The sequence below is a fragment of the Streptomyces thermocarboxydus genome (genome assembly GCF_024760485.1).
Classification (GTDB): Bacteria; Actinomycetota; Actinomycetes; order Streptomycetales; family Streptomycetaceae; genus Streptomyces; species Streptomyces cellulosae.
The window spans coordinates 1965535-1985627 of the sequence record NZ_CP058273.1 but is presented as its reverse complement, the minus strand read 5'-3'; the positions used below and the strand labels follow the sequence as shown (position 1 = coordinate 1985627).

19 protein-coding genes are annotated in these 20093 nt (G+C 71.0%); 8 read left to right on the top strand and 11 right to left on the bottom strand.

The genetic code is table 11. The annotated features are described in order from the left end of the window. Window positions 1–39: 39 nt before the first annotated feature. Window positions 40–672, bottom strand: a complete 633-nt coding sequence (locus AY578_RS09245) for a DUF305 domain-containing protein (protein WP_215048664.1) — start codon at window positions 670–672, stop codon at window positions 40–42. Then, window positions 669–1337, bottom strand: a complete 669-nt coding sequence (locus tag AY578_RS09240) for a thioredoxin-like domain-containing protein (protein WP_258902245.1) — start codon at window positions 1335–1337, stop codon at window positions 669–671. The genes AY578_RS09245 and AY578_RS09240 overlap by 4 nt, the downstream gene beginning before the upstream one ends. Window positions 1338–1512: 175 nt before the next feature. Between AY578_RS09240 and AY578_RS09235 the strand changes: the two genes are divergently transcribed. Continuing rightward, complete coding sequence (locus tag AY578_RS09235) at window positions 1513–1956, top strand: RrF2 family transcriptional regulator (protein ID WP_019522403.1); 444 nt, start codon at window positions 1513–1515, stop codon at window positions 1954–1956. Between the two features lie 12 nt (window positions 1957–1968). Here the strand turns inward: AY578_RS09235 and AY578_RS09230 are convergent, their stop codons facing one another. Continuing rightward, window positions 1969–3150 (bottom strand): globin domain-containing protein, encoded by a 1182-nt coding sequence (locus tag AY578_RS09230; RefSeq protein ID WP_258902244.1) that lies wholly within the window; start codon window positions 3148–3150, stop codon window positions 1969–1971. 297 nt (window positions 3151–3447) lie between these two features. Here AY578_RS09230 and glnA point away from each other — a divergent pair, with 297 nt between their 5' ends. Further along, complete coding sequence (glnA, locus tag AY578_RS09225) at window positions 3448–4809, top strand: gamma-glutamylpolyamine synthetase GlnA2 (RefSeq protein ID WP_026243443.1); 1362 nt, start codon at window positions 3448–3450, stop codon at window positions 4807–4809. 89 nt (window positions 4810–4898) lie between these two features. Here the strand turns inward: glnA and AY578_RS09220 are convergent, their stop codons facing one another. Further along, entirely contained in the window at window positions 4899–5456 is a 558-nt protein-coding gene (locus AY578_RS09220; protein WP_019522400.1) for a DinB family protein, read from the bottom strand. Between the two features lie 322 nt (window positions 5457–5778). Here AY578_RS09220 and AY578_RS09215 point away from each other — a divergent pair, with 322 nt between their 5' ends. Then, window positions 5779–7326, top strand: coding sequence for a pectate lyase family protein (locus AY578_RS09215; RefSeq protein WP_161107877.1), 1548 nt, complete (start codon window positions 5779–5781; stop codon window positions 7324–7326). Window positions 7327–7362: 36 nt separating this feature from the next. Here the strand turns inward: AY578_RS09215 and AY578_RS09210 are convergent, their stop codons facing one another. From AY578_RS09210 to AY578_RS09200, 3 genes are all read right to left on the bottom strand, one after another. Beyond that, window positions 7363–7575, bottom strand: a complete 213-nt coding sequence (locus AY578_RS09210) for a DUF397 domain-containing protein (RefSeq protein WP_161232110.1) — start codon at window positions 7573–7575, stop codon at window positions 7363–7365. After that, complete coding sequence (locus tag AY578_RS09205) at window positions 7572–8453, bottom strand: helix-turn-helix domain-containing protein (RefSeq protein WP_161232109.1); 882 nt, start codon at window positions 8451–8453, stop codon at window positions 7572–7574. The genes AY578_RS09210 and AY578_RS09205 overlap by 4 nt, the downstream gene beginning before the upstream one ends. A gap of 286 nt (window positions 8454–8739) precedes the next feature. Further along, on the bottom strand, window positions 8740–9015 hold the full coding sequence (locus AY578_RS09200; protein ID WP_258902243.1) for a DUF397 domain-containing protein: 276 nt from the start codon (window positions 9013–9015) through the stop codon (window positions 8740–8742). A gap of 172 nt (window positions 9016–9187) precedes the next feature. Between AY578_RS09200 and AY578_RS09195 the strand changes: the two genes are divergently transcribed. Beyond that, on the top strand, window positions 9188–9751 hold the full coding sequence (locus AY578_RS09195; RefSeq protein ID WP_026244208.1) for a Uma2 family endonuclease: 564 nt from the start codon (window positions 9188–9190) through the stop codon (window positions 9749–9751). 199 nt (window positions 9752–9950) lie between these two features. Here the strand turns inward: AY578_RS09195 and AY578_RS09190 are convergent, their stop codons facing one another. Next, entirely contained in the window at window positions 9951–10391 is a 441-nt protein-coding gene (locus tag AY578_RS09190; protein ID WP_019527398.1) for a VOC family protein, read from the bottom strand. A gap of 41 nt (window positions 10392–10432) precedes the next feature. After that, window positions 10433–10960: a pyridoxamine 5'-phosphate oxidase family protein gene (locus AY578_RS09185; protein WP_136237816.1), complete on the bottom strand. Its 528-nt coding sequence runs from the start codon at window positions 10958–10960 to the stop codon at window positions 10433–10435. A gap of 167 nt (window positions 10961–11127) precedes the next feature. Between AY578_RS09185 and AY578_RS09180 the strand changes: the two genes are divergently transcribed. After that, window positions 11128–14130 carry a bifunctional [glutamine synthetase] adenylyltransferase/[glutamine synthetase]-adenylyl-L-tyrosine phosphorylase gene (locus AY578_RS09180; protein WP_258902242.1) on the top strand — a complete coding sequence of 1001 codons (3003 nt, stop codon included), beginning with the start codon at window positions 11128–11130 and terminating at the stop codon, window positions 14128–14130. Between the two features lie 22 nt (window positions 14131–14152). On the opposite strand, the gene AY578_RS09175 is transcribed toward AY578_RS09180, so the two are convergent. Beyond that, window positions 14153–15037, bottom strand: a complete 885-nt coding sequence (locus AY578_RS09175; protein WP_258902241.1) for a phosphatase PAP2 family protein — start codon at window positions 15035–15037, stop codon at window positions 14153–14155. A gap of 132 nt (window positions 15038–15169) precedes the next feature. Then, window positions 15170–16204, bottom strand: a complete 1035-nt coding sequence (locus AY578_RS09170) for a LacI family DNA-binding transcriptional regulator (RefSeq protein ID WP_258902240.1) — start codon at window positions 16202–16204, stop codon at window positions 15170–15172. A gap of 419 nt (window positions 16205–16623) precedes the next feature. On the opposite strand from AY578_RS09170, the gene AY578_RS09165 reads away from it, so the two are divergent. From AY578_RS09165 to AY578_RS09155, 3 genes are all read left to right on the top strand, one after another. Next, entirely contained in the window at window positions 16624–17895 is a 1272-nt protein-coding gene (locus tag AY578_RS09165) for an extracellular solute-binding protein (RefSeq protein ID WP_019527393.1), read from the top strand. Between the two features lie 97 nt (window positions 17896–17992). Next, entirely contained in the window at window positions 17993–18997 is a 1005-nt protein-coding gene (locus tag AY578_RS09160) for a carbohydrate ABC transporter permease (protein WP_019527392.1), read from the top strand. A 13-nt stretch (window positions 18998–19010) separates the two neighbouring features. Then, window positions 19011–19925, top strand: a complete 915-nt coding sequence (locus AY578_RS09155) for a sugar ABC transporter permease (protein WP_019527391.1) — start codon at window positions 19011–19013, stop codon at window positions 19923–19925. The last annotated feature ends 168 nt before the right edge of the window (window positions 19926–20093 follow it).

Below are 20093 nucleotides of genomic sequence, written 5' to 3'. Positions count from 1 at the left end.
CGCGATGTGGGGTTGCGGCACTGCGGGCCTGCCGCGCCGTCACGGCCGCGCGGCCGCTCCCCGCGCCCTCAGCATCCCCGCCATCAGCCGGATCTCCGACTCCTGGCCCTCGACCATCCCCTGCGCCAGCCGCTTGCCCGCCTCCACCTCGCAGGCGCGCACACAGCCCTCGGCCATGTGCACACCGCCCCGGTGATGGGCCGTCATCAGCTGGAGGTAGAACACCTCGGCCTGCCTGCCGTTCAGCCGGCCCAGCCGCTCCATCTCCGCGTCCGTCGCCATGCCCGGCATCAGCGCGCCGTCCTCGCCGGCGGTCATGGCGCGCATTCCCATCCAGGTCATGGGCGGGTCGGCGGACACCTTCGGCAGCTCCCACAGGTCGAGCCAGCCCAGCAGCATGCCCCGCTGGTTGGCCTGCGTCTGCGCGATGTCGTAGGCGAGCCGCCGCACCTCCTCGTCGTCGGTGCGGTCGCGCACGACGTACGACATCTCCACGGCCTGCTGGTGGTGCACCGCCATGTCCCGGGCGAACCCGGCGTCCGCGGAGTCCGCCGCCGGGACGGGCAGCACGGGCTCCTCCCCGTCGGCCGCCGAGGTGACCGCCCACCCGGCCGCCGCGCCGACGACGAGCACCGCCGCCACCGCGCCGGCGGCCAGGGCGGGCCGCCTCACTTCGCCAGCCCGCCCGTGCAGGCCGCGCCCGGCTCGGGCGTCTGCTGCCCCTGCACGAACTTCTCCAGGAACGCGTCCACGGCCGGGTCGGCGGCCCCCTTCACCGTGCGCTGGTGGCCCCACGCGGTCAGCACCATCGGGTCCTTCTGCCCGTCGACCGGGCTCATCAGCGTGTACGGCGTCTTCTTCACCTTCGCCGCCAGCGCCTCCACGTCGGCCTTCGGCGCGTCGCCGTTGTACGTCACCCACACCGCGCCGTGCTCGAGCGAGTGGACCGCGTTGGTCGCATTCACCTCGTCCTCGTAGACGTCCCCGTCGCAGTTCATCCACACGGGGTTGTGGTCGCCGCCCACGGGAGGCGTCACCGGGTAGTCGACGGACCTGGTGACGTGTTCGCGGCCCAGCTCGCCCTTCCAGGTGCGCACGCCGTCCGCGCCGGTGACGAACTTCCCTGCGCTCTTCGCGTCGTCCGCCGCGCTGCTGCTTGTGCCGTCGTCCGACTGCGCCCTGACCAGCACCACCCCGCCGGCGACCAGGCCGGCGACGACCAGCACGGAGGCGGCGACGACGAGGATCCGGTTGCGGCGCTCGCGGGCCTGCTCGGCGCGCCGCATCTCCTCTATGCGCGCCGTGCGTGACGCGCTGCTCTTGTTGGCGGAGCCCATGTAGGTGTCCTTCGGGTCGGAGGAGGTGGGGCCGGAGGGGTGATCGGGTCAGCTGATCGTAATGGGGGAGACGGGAGAGTCGTAGGGGGCGGCGGCGACGGACGGCCCCGGGCGGATCCGGTGAAGGTCCGGCCGTAAATTTTGAGCCCAGGATTCCGATTACTACGCTGCCGGTATGCGGCTGCTGCGCTCCACCGACCTCGCCCTGCGGGTCCTCATGCGCCTCGCCGTGGCCGGCGACACCAGTCCCACGACGCGGGACGTCGCGGCGGCCATGGACGTGCCGTACACCCACGCCGCGAAGGTCGTCGCCGAGCTCCAGCACATGGGACTGCTCACCGCCAGGCGCGGCCGGGGCGGCGGACTGTCCCTCACCGAGAAGGGCCGCGCGGCCTCCGTCGGCGGCCTGGTCCGCGCCTTCGAGGGGGAGGGGGACGTCGTCGACTGCGACGGCGCCGCGAGTACCGCGCCCTGCCCCCTGCGCTCCGACTGCCGGCTGCGCGGCGCGCTGCGGCGGGCCCAGGAGGCCTTCTACGCCTCGCTGGACCCGCTGACGGTCACGGACCTCACCGCGGACCCGACAGGACCGCTGCTGCTGGGCATCCCCGGCGTCCGCTAGCGGTTCCCACCCTCACCGCGCGAGCCACAGGTCGGGCCCGAACACCTCGTAGTGCACGTCCGCCGGGGCCACGCCCTTGGCGATCAGCTGCCGGCGGACCGTGCGCATGAACGGCAGCGGACCGCACAGGTACGCGCGCGTGCCGGGCGCGACCGGCACGTCCGTGAGGTCGACGTACCCGGTGCCCGCGCCCGCGGGGGCGTCCTGCTCGTACCAGAACCGCACGGTGGCGTCGGGCAGCTTCGCCGCGTAGGCCTCGTGGTCCGTGCGCAGGGCGTGGTCGGCGGGGGAGCGGTCGCCGTGCACGACGGTGACCGGGGCGCGGTGCCCCGAGCCGGCGAGGTGCGCGAGCATCGCGACGAGCGGGGTCACGCCGATCCCGGCGGACGCCAGCAGCAGCGGGGTGTCGTCGTCGGCGTCCAGCACCAGGTCCCCGTACGCCTCCGACAGCTCCAGGACGTCGCCGACGCGGACGCGCGCGTGGAGGTGGGAGGACACCTCGCCGTCGGGCGCCGTGCCGTCGTGCACCCGCTTCACGCTGAACTGCCGCAGGCCGGCGCCGGGCGCGCCGGAGAGGCTGTACTGCCGTATCTGACGGGCGCCGTCCGCGAGCGGCACCCGCACGGACACGTACTGGCCCGGGCGGAAGTCGCGCACCGGGCCGCCGTCGGCCGGACGCAGCCGGAAGGTCACCACGTCGGCGGTCTCGGCGATCCGCTCGACGACCTCCCAGGGCCGCCAGGCGGCCCCGCCGCGCTCCTCGTACAGCCGCTTCTCGACGGCGGTCAGGGCGTTCGCCATCAGCCAGTAGACCTCGTCCCAGGCGGCGGCGACCTCGGGCGTGGCCGCGTCGCCCAGCACCTCGGCGATCGCGGCGAACAGGTGCTCGTGGACGATCGCGTACTGGTCGGGGGTCACGCCCAGGGAGGCGTGCTTGTGGGCGATGCGCGACAGCATCGCGTCGGGCCGGTCGTCGGGGTGGTCCAGCAGGTGGGCGGCGAACGCCGCGATGGACCCCGCGAGGGCCTGGCGCTGGGTGCCGGCGGCCTGGTTGCCGCGGTTGAACAGGTCGCGCAGCAGCTCGGGACGGGCGGCGAACATCCCGGCGTAGAAGCGCTCGGTGATCTCGCCGAGGGCGGCGCCCACGGCGGGCAGGGTGGCGCGGACGGTGGCGGCGGACTGCTCGGACAGCATCGGGTCTCCTCGTGGCTCGGATGCCTGCGCCCTCATTAAAACTTGCATCCAAAACTCCAATTTAAGCGGGGGTCCCGTACCGCTCCTCCCGCTGTCGTGGCGACGGCTGTGACCGGGCAAGATGAGCGGAGGAGCCGTGCCTCCGACGGCCCCGGCGGTTCAGGCCGCGGCCGGTCGCCCGACCGGGCCCGGCAACGCGTATGAAACGCTGGTGTGGTGGGATGCACGAGTGCCGGACCGCCTCCTGGTGACCGGGAGGAACGGGCGGCCTGACCGGCAGGAATGGGGAAGCGGAAGATGGACAAGCAGCAGGAGTTCGTGCTCCGGACGTTGGAGGAGCGCGACATCCGGTTCGTACGCCTGTGGTTCACCGACGTCCTGGGCTTCCTCAAGTCCGTGGCCGTCGCCCCGGCCGAGCTCGAGCAGGCCTTCGACGAGGGCATCGGCTTCGACGGCTCCGCCATCGAGGGCTTCGCCCGCGTGCACGAGTCCGACATGATCGCCAAGCCGGACCCGTCGACCTTCCAGATCCTGCCCTGGCGCGCCGAGGCGCCCGGCACGGCCCGGATGTTCTGCGACATCCTCATGCCGGACGGCTCCCCGTCCTTCGCGGACCCGCGCTACGTCCTCAAGCGCGCCCTCGCCCGCACCTCTGACCTGGGCTTCACCTTCTACACCCACCCGGAGATCGAGTTCTTCCTGCTGAAGGACAAGCCGGTCGACGGCAGCCGCCCGACCCCGGCGGACAACTCCGGCTACTTCGACCACACCCCGCAGAACGTCGGCATGGACTTCCGCCGCCAGGCGATTACGATGCTGGAGTCGATGGGCATCTCGGTGGAGTTCTCCCACCACGAGGGCGCCCCCGGCCAGCAGGAGATCGACCTGCGCTACGCGGACGCGCTGTCCACGGCGGACAACATCATGACGTTCCGCCTGGTCATGAAGCAGGTGGCGCTGGAGCAGGGCGTGCAGGCGACGTTCATGCCGAAGCCGTTCTCCGAGTATCCCGGCTCGGGCATGCACACCCACCTCTCCCTCTTCGAGGGCGACCGCAACGCCTTCTACGAGTCCGGCGCGGAGTACCAGCTCTCCAAGGTGGGCCGCTCCTTCATCGCGGGCCTGCTGCGGCACGCTGCGGAGATCTCCGCGGTCACCAACCAGTGGGTCAACTCCTACAAGCGCATCTGGGGCGGCACCGAGCGCCCGGCCGGCGCGGGCGGCGAGGCCCCCTCGTACATCTGCTGGGGCCACAACAACCGCTCGGCCCTGGTCCGCGTGCCCATGTACAAGCCCGGCAAGACCGGCTCGGCGCGCGTGGAGGTCCGCTCCCTCGACTCCGGCGCCAACCCGTACCTGGCCTACGCCCTGCTCCTCGCGGCCGGCCTCAAGGGCATCGAGGAGGGCTACGAGCTCCCGCCGGGCGCCGAGGACGACGTCTGGGCCCTCTCCGACGCGGAACGCCGCGCGCTGGGCATCGAGCCCCTCCCGCAGAACCTGGGCGAGGCGCTCGCCCTGATGGAACGCAGCGACCTGGCCGCCGAGACCCTCGGCGAGCACGTCTTCGACTTCTTCCTGCGGAACAAGAAGCAGGAGTGGGAGGAGTACCGCTCGGAGGTCACGGCGTTCGAGCTGAGGAAGAACCTGCCGGTGCTGTAGGCGCTGAGCCTGAATTCCACTGACACGGCGGACGGGGCCGGCGGTCGACGACCGCCGGCCCCGTCCGCCGTGTCCGGCGACCCGGGTCGTCACCCCATCGTCTTCGCCCCGTCCAGCGCCTCACGGATGATGTCCGCGTGACCCGCGTGCTGCGCCGTCTCCGCGAGGATGTGCAGCAGCACCCGGCGCACGCTCCACTCCGGCTGGCCCTCGAACCACGGTGCCTTCGGCAGCGGCCACGACGTGTTCAGGTCGGGGAGGCCCGCGACGACCTCCTCCGTGCGGCGGGCCACCTCCGCGTACGCGTCCAGGACGCCGGCCAGCGTCTCGCCGGGCAGCATCTTGAACTCGTCGGCCCGGCGCGCCCAGTCCTCCGGCGTCATGTCGTGGAAGTCGGGCCTGGACGACGGTCCCTCCAGGATGAAGTCCACCCAGCTCCGCTCGGCCGCGGCGACGTGCTTGATCAGGCCGCCCAGGCACAGCTCGCTCACCGTCGTCCGCAGGCCCGCCTGCTCGTCGGTCAGGTCGCGGGTGGTGAGCCGCAGGAACTCCCGGTGCCGGGCGAGCACCACCAGCAGGTCGGCGCGCTCGTCCGTAACGGCGGGGGCCTCGGCGGACTGGTCGGTGGTCAGCTGGTTCACGGTCATGGTCTCCGCCTTCGTCGGTCAGTTCGGTGATCTCGTGCGCTGCGTGCCGTACGCGTCCGGCGCGACGAGAGACACGCTAGGAGTGATGTAGGTCGGATTCCGTCCTACTGGGGCAGTCCGCCGGGAGGTCATTCGGAAGCCCCCGCTCCGCTCGCGCGCGGAACCTTGCCAGTCCGCGGCCGCTCCCTTACGGTCGCGTCCACACGGACAGAAAGCGCTTTCTCGGTCGATGGGTCAGGCTCACCCCCGCCCACCCTCATCGGCCACCCTGACATGCCCCTGACAGGTTTCATGACAGTGAACGACGAAAGGCGAAACGACCATGAGACGAGCAATCGCCGTACGGCTCTCCGCGTTACTGGCCGCCGGGGCCCTGACGGCCGCCACCGGCGTGGCGCTGTCCACGACCTCCGCGTCCGCCGCCGCCGGAGGCGTCACCGGCTACGCGACCCAGAACGGCGGGACCACCGGCGGGGCGGGCGGGCAGACGGTCCGCGCCACCACCGGCACCGCGATCCACCAGGCTCTTTGCAGCCGGGCCAGCAGCTCGACCCCGATCACCATCCAGGTCGAGGGCACGATCAACCACGGCAACACCGCCAAGGTGTCCGGCAGCAGCTGCAACACCGCGGCCGGGGTGATCGAGCTCAAGCAGATCAGCAACGTCACCATCGTCGGCGTCGGCAACGGCGCGGTCTTCGACCAGCTGGGCATCCACATCCGCGAGGCGAGCAACATCGTCATCCAGAACGTGACGGTCAAGAACGTCAAGAAGTCCGGCTCGCCCACGTCGAACGGCGGCGACGCCATCGGCATGGAAAGCGATGTCAGGAACGTCTGGGTGGACCATGTCACGCTGGAGGCGTCCGGCGGTGAGTCCGAGGGCTACGACGGCCTGTTCGACATGAAGGACAACACCCAGTACGTGACGCTGTCGTACAGCATCCTGCGCAACTCCGGGCGCGGCGGCCTCATCGGCTCCAGCGAGAGCGACCGCTCCAACGGGTACGTGACGTTCCATCACAACCTGTACGAGAACATCGACTCCCGTACGCCCCTGCTGCGCGGCGGCATCGCGCACATGTACAACAACCACTACAGGCAGCTGAACGAGTCCGGCATCAACTCCCGCGCCGGCGCCCGCGCGAAGGTGGACAACAACTACTTCGAGGACTCCAAGGACGTCCTCGGCACCTTCTACACCAGCGAGGCCGGCTACTGGCAGGTCAGCGGCAACATCTTCGACAACGTCACCTGGGGCTCGCGCGACGACGACCACAACCCGGCGGGCCCGAACCCCACGTCGAACACGTCCGTGAGCATCCCGTACGGCTTCACCCTGGACGGGGCGAACTGCGTGCCGAGCGTGGTGGCGCAGACGGCGGGCGCGGGCAAGGGCCTGAAGGTGTCGGACGGCAGCTGCACCCCGCAGAGCCCGGACCCGACCGACCCCGGGCCGACGGACCCGGGTGAGCCGACCGACCCCGGTCCCACCGACCCGCCCGCCGGCACCAACCTGAGCCTCGGCGCGGGCGCGGACGGCTCCTCCAAGGCGTCCGGCACCAGCTACGGCAACGTCGTGGACGGCAACACGAGCACCTACTGGTCGCCGTCCGGCACGACCGGCTCGGTCTCGGTGAAGTGGGGCTCCGCCACCACCGTGTCCAAGGTCAACATCCGCCTGGCCTCCGGCTCCGGCACCATCGGCGCCTACCGCCTCCTGAACCACGACACGGGTGCGGTCCTGGCCTCCGGCAGCGGAGCGGGCACGGTCGGCTTCTCCCCGGCCTCCCTGAAGAAGATCACCCTCGAGATCACCAACGCCTCGGGCACCCCGCGCATCGCGGAGTTCGAGACGTACGCGAGCTGAACAATGCGGGGGCCGTCCTCGCGGCGGCCCCCGGCCTCAGCGGGCGCTGTGCGAGCTGTGCGACACGAAGCGGCGCCACGCGGCGGACGTGACGGTGAGGCGTGGGCCGTCGGGTGCTTTGGAGTCACGGACGTGGACGGCATCGGGGGCTATGGCGACCTCCACGCAGTCGTTGGGGTTGCTGCTGTCGCTGTAGCTGCTCTTGAACCACGTCAGATCGTCGACTCCGCCTGAGCCCGTGCGGTTCATGTATCCCCCAGAACTTGTTCGATGAAGGCCAGTGACTCCCGCGCGCTCAGCGCTTCGGCTCGGATGATGCCATAGCGCAGCTCAAGGATGCGCAGGTGACGAGGATCAGTGACAGGGCGGCTCCCGAACTCGTCGTCCGCCCGGCCCACCGCTGTGCCGTCGTGGAACTTGAGTACTTGGATTCGCCCTCCGGTTCCGGGGTGATCCCCATGGGATGTCGGCATCACCTGGATCTCGACGTGCCGCAACCGGGCCAGCTCCAGGAGGTGTTCGAGCTGCGTGCGCAAGACCTCCCTGCCTCCGACGGGGCGTCTGAGGGTCACCTCTTCCTGTACGAAGCTCAACTCCGGCGCGGGGCGCCGCGCGAAGATGCTGCTTCGGGCCACCCGAGCGGCGACCGCCCTCTCCAGCTCGTCCTCCGACAGGGCCGGCCGCCGGGTACTCAGCAGCGCCCGGGCGTACTCCTCGGTCTGCAGGAGCCCGTGCAGGTTGTGGCTGCCGTACGAAAGAAGCTCCACGGCTTGGCCTTCGAGCTTGGCCAGATCCCGCACCTTCTTGGGATACCGGACCTTCGCCACGTCCTCCTTCATCGCGGCGATCAGCCCGCCCGCCCCCAGGACCTCGTCCGCCTTCTCCAGGTACTCGGGCCGGGGAATCCGCTTCCCGCTCTCGACCTTGTAGACGAGGTCCTCCCCGTACTTCACCGCCGCCGCGAAATCGGGGGCGCGCATCCCCGCGGCCTCCCGGCGCAGCTTCAACTGCCGCCCCACCGTGGCGACGACGGCCACCCCCCATTCGTCGTCCGGGTCGACCTCCCAGCCAGGTTCGTCCGCCTGAACCTCGTCCGCGAGGCGCACCGCCTCACCGTCCACCGACATCCGCACCCCTTTGCCGTACGCGTCGTATCGCGACGTGCCCGACGGTAGGCGGGCCGGCGAGGGCCAGGGGCGAGAACGGCGCTCGCTGCATGCCAACGAGTGACGCGATCCGCTCTCCGCCTGGGACGCTGACGGCGAGCGGTCCAAGGTGACGGAAGGCCTCGAACTCGAGGGGGGTTCCGGGCAGGGCTGCAGCGTGTTCTCGCATACGGCAATCCTCAAGAGTTTCCACGGTTGAATCTGGGGTGAGTGAATTTTCGGGGCGAGGGGGCGAGCGGTGTCCCTCTCACCTGTCGGCGAGGAGTGGGTGGCGTCGGCCCTGCGGTCCTGGCCTCCGGGCGCTGTGCGAGCTGTGCGACACGAAGCGGCGCCACGCGGCGGACCTGACGGTGAGGCGGGGGCCGTCGGGTGCCTTGGAGTCACGGACGTGGACGGAACCGGGGGCTATCGCGACCTCCACGCAGTCGTTTCCGTCCCCGCTGCTGCTGTAGCTGCTCCGGAACCACGGCAGTGCCGGGGCGTCCTGCTCACCACCAGCACTCGGCGGGACCGGACCAGACATGGACGAGCCATGCCGACGCCCCTGGGGTGGGCGCCTGAGCGGCACACTCGTTCGAGGTCTCGCTCACGGCGGCGAAACCTCATGTCAGCAGGTGGGAGCGCCCGTATGCTGGCCGTGTACCGCGTGTCCAGGTCACACCGAGACTGCCGGTCGGACGAGGAGGTGAAAGGGAATGAGCGTTGCCATGGACCACACCGGGCCGTGGACCGTCGCCGACGTCCTGGCCCTGCCCGAAGACCGCACCACCCGCTACGAACTGCTGGGGGAGTCCCTCGTCATGTCCCCCGCCCCCGGCGTCCGCCACCAGCGGGCCTCGTTCCGCCTCCACGTCGCCCTGGACGCGGCTGCCCGAGCCGTCGGCGCGCCGGTGGAGATCCTGGAAGGCGTCAACGTCGTCCTGCCGTCCGGGCTCGTCGTGCCCGACCTGGTCGTGGCCGACGCCGGCGCGACCGCCGACGACCCTGTCACCGTCGACATCGACGCGGTCCAGCTTGTCGTCGAACTCGTCTCCCCCGGCAACAGCACCATGGACCGCAAGGTCAAGCCCATGCTGTACGCCGAGGCCGCCGTCCCGCACTTCTGGCGCCTGGAGTTCGACCCCGCCCCCATGCTCGTCATCCATGAACTGCAGGGCGGTCGCTACGTAGAGCGGACCACGGCACTCGCGGGCGCGACCACCCACCTGGACGCCCCGTATCCGATCGCAATCGATCCGGCTGGACTCTCCCGGCAGTAGATGCCGTCTGACGGCAACACTGACCGCAACCGGACCCGCCAGAGCCGGACGTCAGCGGATTCGCGCGGACCCATGGATCGGCGTTGACCTGCGAAGACGCAGGTGAACAGGGGACGCCCAGCACACATGCCATGTGCTGGCGGGCGAAACGCCGGTACTGGTCCTGCCCGACGACCTCTGACCTTCCGACGCGCCGCGTCTAGGACTCGGCCTGCTCCGCCAGGACCTTGTGCAGCGGCTCCGTCGCCCGCCGCCGGTACTCCTGGACCGCCCACCCGTTGCCGTCCGGGTCGGTGAAGTGCATGAACGTGGCGCCGTCGGAGTCGGCATAGCGGACCGGCTCGGAGATGTCCAGGCCGCGGGCGACGAACTCCGCGTGGGCCTTGCCGATGTCGGCGACGCAGAGCTGGAGGCCCTGGTAGGCGCCGGGGGCCGGGGTGGGGCCCGGGGTCATCTCCCAGATGCTCTCACCGAGGGCGATCGAGCAGCCGGAGCCGGGCGGGGTCAGCTGGACGATGCGCATGCCCGGCATGACCTCCTGGTCGATGTCGACGTGGAAGCCGACCTTGTCCCGGTAGAAGTCCCGCGCCCGGTCGATGTCGCTGACCGGCAGGGGGATCACTTCGAGGGTCATGTCCATGAGAGCCTCCGGCTCCTTCGTCGGGTTCGTCGGGTACCGCGTCAGGCGAACCGCCACCGGGTCTGGCTGAACGGCTCTCCCTTACCGAAACCGAAAACGGTGTGCGGCGCCACCGAGAACACCACGGCCCGGCCCGGCCCGTGGTGGAAATGGCCCTCCCGTACCTCGAAGCGCCAGAAGTCGCCGTACTTCTCCTCCCACAGCGCGGCCAGACCGCGCAGACGCGCGTCGTCCGTGACGCGTTCCGCGCGGCCCTCCACGGTCACGTCGTAGCCCTCCGCCCAGGAGTTGACGCCGGTGGTCAGCACGACGTGCGGGTTCTCGGCGAGGTTGCGGGCCTTGCGTTCCTCCGGCCCGGTGCAGAAGTGCAGGGCGCCGGACGACCAGACCGCCGGGAGCGGGGTGACGTGCGGGCGGCCGTCGGGGCGGACCGTGGAGATCCAGAACAGCTCCGCCTCCGCGATCAGCCGCTCCACCTCCCGCCAGGGCGGCGCACCGGCCTGAGGGTCGCTGTAGCGGGGGTCGACACGGCCTTCGGGCGCGGCGGGAGTGTCGGGAACGTCGGACATGGGAACTCCTCGACGGTCGGAGGGACGCGGCCGCGGGAATCGCGGTCTCCTCATCAGACCCCGCCCGGCCCGGGAATTCACCGCGGGCCGCCCCGGGGCCGTGATCGCGTCCTCCGGCTAGGCTCAGGGCCGTACGACCCTGAACCGAGGCACGAGGGAGGCCGGGGATGACGTCGGCGCCGGGGCGCAGGAGCAGTACCTTCACGCGGCTGCTGCGGCACGGCTTCACCGATCCGTCCGCCGCCGAACGCCTCCTCGACAGCCCCGAGCTGGCGACCGTCCGCAACGACCCCGTCCTCCTCGACGCCCTCGGCGGCACCGCCGACCCGGACCTCGCCCTGCACGGCCTGGTGCGGATGCTGGAGGCGCAGGACGGCGCCACCGACCGGCAGGAACTGCTGGACACGGTGATAGCGGCCAAGCCGCTGCGCGACCGCCTCCTCGGGGTGCTCGGGGCGTCCGAGGCGCTCGCCGAGCACCTGGCCCGCCACCCCCACGACTGGCAGGCCCTCGTCACCTACGAGCCGCGCGACCTGCACCCCGGCGTGGAGGAGTTCGAACGCGGCCTCGCCGACGCCGCCGACCCGGTCGCCCTGCGCGTCTCCTACCGCCGCTGCCTGCTGTCCATCGCCGCCCGCGACGTCTGCGGCACCGTCGACGTCTCCGAGACCGCCGCCGAGCTCGCCGACCTCGCCACCGCCACCCTGCGCAGGGCCCTCGCCCTCGCCGAGGCGGACGCGCCCGAGGACGCCGCCCTGTGCCGGCTCGCGGTGATCGCGATGGGCAAGTGCGGCGGCCACGAGCTGAACTACGTCTCCGACGTCGACGTCATCTTCGTCGGCGAGGCGGCCGGCGACGCCGACGAGGGCCAGGCGCTGCGCGCCGCGACCCGGCTCGCCTCGCACATGATGCGGATCTGCTCGGAGACCACCGTCGAGGGCTCCATCTGGCCCGTGGACGCCAACCTCCGCCCCGAGGGCCGCAACGGCCCGCTGGTCCGCACCCTCGCCTCCCACCTCGCCTACTACCAGCGGTGGGCCAAGACCTGGGAGTTCCAGGCGCTGCTCAAGGCCCGCCCGGTCGCCGGGGACCTAGCGCTCGGCGAGGAGTACACAGGTGCGCTGCGGCCGCTGGTGTGGAAGGCGGCCGAGCGGGAGAACTTCGTCGCCGACGTGCAGGAGATGCGCCGCCGGGTCGTGGCGAACATCCCCGCCGCCGAGGTCGACCGCCAGCTCAAGCTCGGCCCCGGCGGCCTCAGGGACGTCGAGTTCGCCGTGCAGCTGCTCCAGCTGGTGCACGGCCGCGCCGACGCCTCCCTGCGCAGCGGCACGACCCTCGACGCGCTCAAGGCGCTCGCCGCCGGCGGGTACGTCGGCCGTGCTGACGCCGCCCAGCTCGACGAGGCGTACCGCTTCCTGCGCACCCTGGAGCACCGCATCCAGCTGCACCGGCTGCGCCGCACCCATCTGGTCCCCGAGCACGAGGCCGACCTGCGGCGCCTCGGCCGCTCGCTGGGCCTGCGCACCGACCCGGTCGCCGAACTGACCCGCGAGTGGCGGCGTCATACCAGCGTGGTGCGGCGGCTGCACGAGAAGCTGTTCTACCGGCCGCTGCTCGACGCCGTCGCCGCGCTCGCCCCCGGCGAGGCCCGGCTCAGCGCGGAGGCCGCCCGCGAACGCCTGGTCGCCCTCGGCTACGCCGACCCCGCCGCCGCGCTGCGCCACCTGGAGGCCCTCGCCTCCGGCGTCACCCGCAAGGCCGCCATCCAGCGCACCCTGCTGCCGGTGCTGCTCGGCTGGTTCGCGGACTCCGCCGACCCGGACGCCGGTCTGCTGAACTTCCGCAAGGTGTCCGACGCCCTCGGCAAGACGCCCTGGTACCTGCGGCTGCTGCGCGACGAGGGCGCCGCCGCGGAGAACCTCGCCCGCGTCCTGTCCGCCGGGCGGCTCGCCCCCGACCTGCTGATGCGCGCCCCCGAGGCGGTCGCCCTGCTCGGCGACGGGGACGGCGGCGGCCTCACCCCGCGCTCCCGCGCGTCCCTGGAGCAGGAGATCCTCGCCGCCGTCCGCCGCGCCGACAACGCCGTCCAGGGTGTCACCGCCGCCCGAGGGGTGCGCCGCCGCGAGCTGTTCCGCACGGCCGCCGCCGACATCGTCGGCTCCTACGGCACCGAGTCGCAGCCCGCCGAGGCCGACCAGGGCGCCCTGGTGGACCTGGTCGGGGGCGCGGTGTCCGACCTGACCGCCGCCACCCTCGCCGGCACGCTCCGCGCGGTGGTCCGCGAGGGCTGGGGGGACACCCTCCCCACCCGGTTCGCCGTCATCGGCATGGGCCGCTTCGGCGGGCACGAGCTGGGCTACGGCTCCGACGCGGACGTCCTGTTCGTGCACGAGCCGCGCGAGGGCGTGAGCGAGCGGGAGGCGTCCGAGGCCGCGAACAAGGTGGTCGCCGAGATGCGCAGGCTGCTCCAGGTGCCCAGCGCCGACCCGCCGCTGCTGATCGACGCCGACCTGCGTCCGGAGGGCAAGTCGGGCCCGCTGGTGCGCACCCTCGGCTCGTACGAGGCGTACTACCGGCGCTGGGCGCTGGTGTGGGAGCGGCACGCCCTGCTGCGCGCCGAGCCCGTGGCCGGGGACGAGGAGCTGGGCCGCCGCTTCGTGGAGCTGATAGACCCGCTGCGGTACCCGTCCGGAGGGCTGGACGAGGACGCGGTCCGGGAGATCCGCCGGCTCAAGGCCCGCATGGAGTCCGAGCGGCTGCCGCGCGGCGCCGACCCCAAGCTGCACGCCAAGCTGGGCCCGGGCGGGCTGTCCGACGTGGAGTGGACCGTGCAGCTTCTGCAGCTGCGGCACGCCGCGGAGGTGCCGGGGCTGCGGACGACCCGCACCCGTGAGGCGCTGGCCGCCGCGCGTGAGGCGGGGCTGGTGCCGGAGGAGGACGCGGAGATCCTCGACGAGGCGTGGGTGCTGGCCACCCGCGTCCGCAACGCGGTGATGCTGGTCCGCGGCCGGGCGGGGGACACCTTCCCCACGGTGCCGCGCGAACTGGCCGCCGTCGGCCGCTACCTGGGCTACGGCCCCGGTCACGCCGGCGAGATGCTCGACGACTACCGCCGCACGGCCCGCAGGGCGCGGGGCGTGGTGGAGGAGCTGTTCTACGGCGGGCAGTAGCCGCCGCACGGACACTTCGGTGTCAGACCTGCTTCTGCAGGGGCACGCCTTCCGGGGCGGCCCGCTTCCGTCGTCCCGGGGGCGTGACCGGGACCTCCCGGGGGAGGGCGGAGGGGCGGCGGCCGTACCAGGCGTGGGCGACGCCGTAGCCGACGGCGAGGCACAGGACGCCGCCGACCGCGTCCAGCCAGAAGTGGTTGGCGGTGGCGACGATGACCACCAGCGTGGCCACCGGGTACAGCAGCCCCAGCACCCGCGCCCACGGCACCCTGGACAGCGCGAAGAGCGTGAGGCCGCACCACAGCGACCAGCCGATGTGCATGGACGGCATCGCCGCGTACTGGTTGGAGACGGTCTTCAGGTCGCCGGACGCCATCGAGCCCCACGTCTGGTGGACCACGACCGTGTCGACGAAGTCCTGGCCGTTCATCAGCCGCGGCGGGGCGAGCGGGAAGAGGTAGAAGCCGGCCAGGGCGAAACCCGTGGTGACGAACAGGACCAGGCGGGTCGCCGCGTACCGGCCGGGGTGTCTGCGGTACAGCCACACCAGCACACCCAGCGTGACCACGAAGTGCAGGGTGGCGTAGTAGTAGTTCATCCCGACGACGAGCCAAGTCACCGAGTTCACCGCGTGGTTCACGGACTCCTCGAAGGCCGCGCCGAGTTGGCCCTCGAAGCGCCAGATCAGGTCGGCGTTGCGCAGCGCCTCCGCCCGCTGTTCGGGCACCGCGTTGCGCACGAGCGAGTACGTCGCGTAACTCACCGCGATCAGCAGGATCTCGAACCACAGCCGGGGCCGGCGGGGGGCGCGAAGACGGCGCAGGCGACCCATGGCCGCCGCCTCCTCGACGGGGCTCGCCGAGGCCGGCTCGCGGCCTTCCAGCGTGGTCACGGTCGAGTCACCCATGGGCACAGAGTCTGCCAGAAAAGACCTCTCGGTCAGATCATCCCCCGGGCGGGTCCCACCCGCATGTTCTGCCCCGGGAACAGGCCCTGCGTCTCCTCCCCGGGCAGGGCGCAACGGCGCGCGCTCTCCGTCTCACGGACGATTGCGGTCCCCGGGCGCCGACGCCGTCGAACCGCGTACCACCAACTCGGGCATGAACACGAACTCGCTGTGCGGGGCGGGCGTTCCGCCGATCTCCTCCAGCAGCGTGCGCACCGCGGCCTGGCCCATCGCCGGGACGGGCTTGCGGACCGTGGTCAGCGGCGGGTCGGTGAAGGCGATCAGCGGCGAGTCGTCGAAGCCGACCACCGAGATGTCGTCCGGCACCTCGAGACCCCGCTGCCGGGCCGCGCGGATCGCACCCAGCGCCATCATGTCGCTCGCGCACACCACGGCCGTGCAGCCCCGGTCCATCAGCGCGCTGGCCGCGGCCTGGCCGCCCTCCAGCGTGTACAGCGAGTGCTGGATCAGCTCCGTCTCCACCGTCTCCGCGCTCAGCCCCAACTGCTCCTGCACAGCCCGGACGAAGCCCTCTATCTTGCGCTGCACCGGCACGAACCGCTTGGGACCGAGCGCCAGGCCGATCCGGTTGTGCCCGAGGGACGCGAGGTGGGTGACGGCCAGCGCCATCGCGGCCCGGTCGTCGGGGGAGATGAACGGCGCCTGCACCTTCGGCGAGAAACCGTCCACGAGCACGAACGGCACGCCCTGCGCCCGCAGCCGCTCGTAGCGCTGCATGTCGGCGGTGGTGTCGGCGTGCAGTCCGGAGACGTAGATGATGCCGGCGACGCCGCGGTCCACGAGCATCTCGGTCAGCTCGTCCTCGGTGGAGCCGCCGGGGGTCTGGGTGGCGAGCACGGGGGTGTAGCCCTGCCGCGTCAGCGCCTGCCCGATCACCTGGGCAAGCGCCGGGAAGATCGGGTTCTCCAGCTCGGGCGTGATGAGCCCGACGAGACCCTCGCTGCGCTGCCTCAGCCGCACCGGGCGCTCGTAACCCAGCACGTCCAGGGCGGCGAGGACGGACTGGCGGGTGGTGGCGGCGACGCCCGGCTTCCCGTTCAGGACCCGGCTGACGGTCGCCTCGCTCACCCCCGCCTGAGCAGCGATATCAGCAAGCCGTGTGGTCACAGGACCGGACTGTATCTGCCGGTTGTCGCCTTGCACACCGACCGGACGCCTGGTGCGCGCCGTGGGACGGCCCGTGGTGGGCTGCTGGCTCATCGCGATCCCTCAAGTCGTGGTCGGCGTCCGCTCCGCAAGGGATGATTCCCCCGGCGGCAACGGATGGCAAGTGCTTGCAGAGTCTTGCACAACAGTCCGAACCCCCGGCGTACGGGCGGAAACCAGGGTTGCGCGACGGTCGAGAACGGGTCACGGCGGCATAACTCTCGCGGGCTCTTGCAAAACTTTTCTGCAAGGTCTTTCGGAAACGTTCCGGCGCTGTTACGTTCACGTCGCCCGGCCGCCGCAACGGCGCAGTCGGCACCTCGCGGGACGGCAGACGGGGCCGTTCCCGCCTCACGGGCTTAACCCTCAAGGAGAACCTCATGCGGCGTGGCATAGCGGCCACCGCGCTGGTGGCGTCCCTCGCCCTCGCGGCGACGGCCTGCGGCGGCGACAGCGACAGCGAAGGCAAGGCCGGCGGCCCGGTCACCATCACCTGGTGGGACACCTCCAACGCGACCAACGAGGCGCCGACCTACCAGGCCCTGGTCAAGGAGTTCGAGGCCGCCAACAAGAACATCAAGGTCAACTTCGTCAACGTCCCGTTCGACCAGGCGCAGAACAAGTTCGACACCGCCGCCGGCTCCAAGGGCGCCCCCGACGTGCTGCGCTCCGAGGTCGGCTGGACCCCCGCGTTCGCCAAGAAGGGCTTCTTCCTGCCCCTCGACGGCACCGAGGCCCTCGCCGAGCAGGACAAGTTCAAGCCCAACCTGCTCGAGCAGGCGAAGTACGAGGGCAAGACCTACGGCGTCCCCTTCACCACGGACACCCTCGCGTTCGTCTACAACAAGGCGCTCTTCGCGAAGGCCGGCGTCGAGGCCCCCAAGACCTGGGACGACCTGAAGAAGGCCGCCGCCACGATCAAGGCGAAGACCGGCGTCGACGGCTACTGGGGCTCCACGGCCGGCTACTACGCCCAGCCGTTCCTCTACGGCGAGGGCACCGACATGGTCGACGCCGAGGCCAAGAAGATCACGATCAAGTCCGCCGAGGCCAAGAAGGGCTACGGCACCTGGCTGAGCCTCTTCCAGGGCAAGGGCCTGCACAAGGCCGACGTGACCGCCGACGCCTACGCCCACATCCAGGACGCGTTCGTCAACGGCAAGGTCGCCTCGATCATCCAGGGCCCGTGGGAGATCACCAACTTCTACAAGGGCTCCGCGTTCAAGGACAAGAACAACCTCGGCATCGCCACCGTCCCGGCCGGCTCCGCGGGCAAGGCGGGCGCCCCCACCGGCGGTCACAACCTCTCCGTCTACGCCGGCTCCAGCAAGGAGAAGCAGGAGGCCGCGCTGAAGTTCGTGAAGTTCATGACCTCGGCGAAGGCGCAGGAGACCATCGCGCTGAAGAACTCCACGCTCCCGACGCGTGACGACGCCTACACCGCGCAGGTCAAGGCCGACCCGGGCATCGCCGGCTACCAGACGGTCCTCTCGGCCGCCCAGCCGCGCCCGGCGCTGCCCGAGTACAGCTCCCTGTGGGGCCCGATGGACGACGAGCTGCCGCAGATCGCCGGCGGCAAGGAGTCCCTGGACAAGGGCCTGAGCGACGCGGAGGCCGCGTTCACCAAGCTGGTGCCGGACTTCTCCAAGTAATGCCCGCGTGGCCGCCGGACCCGCTTCCCGGAGGGGAGGGTCCGGCGGCCGCCGGCCTGTGTGCCGTACTCCTTGATCATCCAGAAGGTGCCGAACCATGACAGTCGCCATCGACCGCGCGACCGGCAAGCGCCGCGGTGACCGCGCGCCCCGCCCCGGGCCGGGGCAGCGCCTGAAGCGCTCCTACCAGAAGCACTGGTACGCCTACGCCATGATCGCGCCGGTCGTCCTGGTGCTCGGCGTCATCGTGCTGTACCCCCTGGTCTACGGCTTCTACCTCACGCTCACCGACGCGGACAGCCTGAACTCGGCGCGCACCATCGGCGTCAACGAGATCGAGGCCACCTACAAGTTCGTCGGCATCGACAACTACGCCGAGATCCTGTGGGGCGAGACCTCCTACGACCGGTTCTGGTCGCACTTCATCTGGACGATCGTGTGGACGGCCGCCTGCGTCGCCCTGCACTACGGCATCGGCCTGGGCCTCGCGCTGCTGCTCAACCAGAAGCTGCGCGGCCGCACCTTCTACCGGCTGATCCTCATCCTGCCGTGGGCCGTGCCGACCTTCGTCACCGTCTTCGGCTGGCGCTTCATGCTCGCCGACGCCGGCATCATCAACTCCGCCCTCGACTTCCTCGGCCTGCCCTCCCCGGCCTGGCTGGAGGACTCCTTCTGGCAGCGGTTCGCCGCCATCATGGTCAACACCTGGTGCGGTGTGCCGTTCATGATGGTGTCGCTGCTCGGCGGACTGCAGTCCATCGACAGCAGCCTCTACGAGGCCGCCGAGATGGACGGCGCCAGCGCCTGGCAGCGGTTCCGCCATGTCACTCTGCCCGGCCTGCGCTCGGTCAGCTCCACCGTGGTCCTGCTCGGCATCATCTGGACGTTCAACCAGTTCGCGATCATCTTCCTGCTGTTCGGCAACACCGCGCCGGACGCGCAGATCCTCGTGACCTGGGCCTACCAGCTCGGCTTCGGACAGCAGCCGCGCGAGTTCGCCGAGTCCGCGGCCTACGGCATGCTGCTGCTGGCCGTCCTGATCGTCTTCACGTCCTTCTACCGCCGCTGGCTGAACCGCAACGACCAGCAGCTCGCGATCTGAGGCGGGAGTCTTCATGAGCACCTCGACCCTCCCCACCGCCGCCGAGGCCGGCCGGCCCGCCGGCGAGCGGACCGCCGCGCCCCGCAAGGGCCGCCGGCGCGGTGAGGTCAGCCCCCTGGGCCGCCTCACCTCTCACGGCATCCTCATCGTGGCCAGCCTGATCGCGCTGTTCCCGGTCGCCTGGCTGGTGTTCCTGTCCCTCGGCCCCGACAAGGACGACTATCTGCGTCCCGGCGGGATCTGGGGCAAAATGACACTGGACAACTACTCGTTCGTGCTGCAGAACACGAACTTCTTCGACTGGCTGAAGAGCTCGCTGATCGTGTCGCTCGGCACCACGGTCATCGGCGTCCTGGTGGCGGCCACCACCGGCTACGCGGTCTCCCGCATGCGCTTCCCGGGCTACAAGAAGTTCATGTGGGTGCTGCTGGTCACCCAGATGTTCCCGGTGGCCGTGCTGATGGTCCCGATGTACCAGATCCTGTCGGACCTCCAGCTCATCGACAGCTACCTCGGCCTGATCCTCGTGTACTGCACCACGGCGGTGCCGTACTGCGCCTGGCTGATGAAGGGCTATTTCGACACCATCCCGTTCGAGATCGACGAGGCGGGACGCGTCGACGGACTGACCCCGATCGGCACGTTCGCACGGCTGATCCTGCCGCTCGCCAAGCCGGGACTCGCGGTCGCCGCGTTCTACAGCTTCATCACCGCGTTCGGCGAGGTCGCGTTCGCCACGACGTTCATGCTGGACGACAAGAAGTACACGCTGGCGGTCGGTCTGCAGAGTTTCGTGAGTGAGCACGACGCTCAGCGGAATCTGATGGCCGCGACGGCTGTGCTGATCGCGATACCTGTGTCCGCGTTCTTCTATCTCGTGCAGAAGAACCTCGTTGCCGGCCTTACGGCCGGTGGCACCAAGGGATAACGCCGTTCGGGGTGACTGCCGTCGGCCGGCTGCGGGTTCGTCGCGGCTGGTCGCGCCCACGCGGCGGAGCCGCACATCAGCACAGTCCCGCGCCCCTGAAGGGCGTTGCCCTTCCCCTGGGTCCGAGGCGGCCGCGTTGGCCATCCGACCCCGCTGTCATCGCGGCCG